The following is an 848-nucleotide window of genomic DNA, read 5'->3' as shown; positions in this document are numbered from 1 at the left end:
TTCGGTAATCCGCAATCGACTCGGATTCACCCGTTCGCCACGTTTCGGCTAGGCCGGTCACCGAGTGCGCAGGATCGTCGTCCCGCATTCGTGCGGTCATTTCCCCAACGTGCGCGAACAGGGCCGCGCCTACCGTGAACGCGAGTCGTCCTCTGTATTGCGGATCACCCTTCCGGTCGCGTTTGAGCGGAGCGTGTCCGAGGCGCCCGTGAGAAGGATCGGTGCTTCATGGAAATACCCGAGAGTTGGTCGTGACACGGCTCTCCGACGAAAGGAGCAATTACCCGGACTCTTTTCGGCTGGTCACCCGAAAGGACCCGTGCGCGGCTGTTCCCGGTTCTGCTTCTATTTGGCCAACGCCGATCGGCGCAGACGGAAACTTCGAACTAGGAGCCCAAGTTGTTGAAGCGTCTTGTCTCGGGTGCCGCTCTCACCGCGATCACCGGTGCGCTCCTCTTCAGCGGTTCGACCGCCGCCCAGGCGACCACCAAGCCGGACGTCGGCTGCCTGAACTCCCCGATCGGCCTCGTCAACGTCGTCGCCTGCACCGTGGACGTGGACGTGGACGTCCTGCCCGACGCCGTCATCACCTTCGGCGACATCCTGAGCGGCAACAAGGTCCTCAACGGGACCGAGCTGGACCTGCTGGAGGTCGAGCTGGAGAACGTCCTCAAGACCGTCAACGTCGAGGACAACCTGGTCTTCAAGAACGCCCTGATCGACGCGCTCAACGACCTGGACCTGATCGACAACCTCATCATCTCCAAGATCCTGGTCAGCATCCTCCCCTGATCGACGGCCGACCGGCCCGGTGAACCGACCCTGCGGGGCACCTGCGATCCAGGTGC

1 protein-coding gene is annotated in these 848 nt (G+C 62.9%); it reads left to right on the top strand.

The window, feature by feature from the left end; translation table 11 throughout:
- Positions 1 to 399 precede the first annotated feature (399 nt).
- A complete protein-coding gene (locus ACFP3R_RS37555) occupies positions 400 to 792 on the top strand; it encodes a hypothetical protein (protein ID WP_380643808.1) in 393 nt (130 codons plus the stop codon).
- The last annotated feature ends 56 nt before the right edge of the window (positions 793 to 848 follow it).

The sequence above is a fragment of the Saccharothrix lopnurensis genome (assembly GCF_042658445.1).
GTDB lineage: Bacteria > Actinomycetota > Actinomycetes > Mycobacteriales > Pseudonocardiaceae > Actinosynnema > Actinosynnema lopnurensis.
The sequence above is the reverse complement of the archived record's forward strand: the minus strand, read 5'-3'. Positions and strand labels throughout refer to the sequence as shown.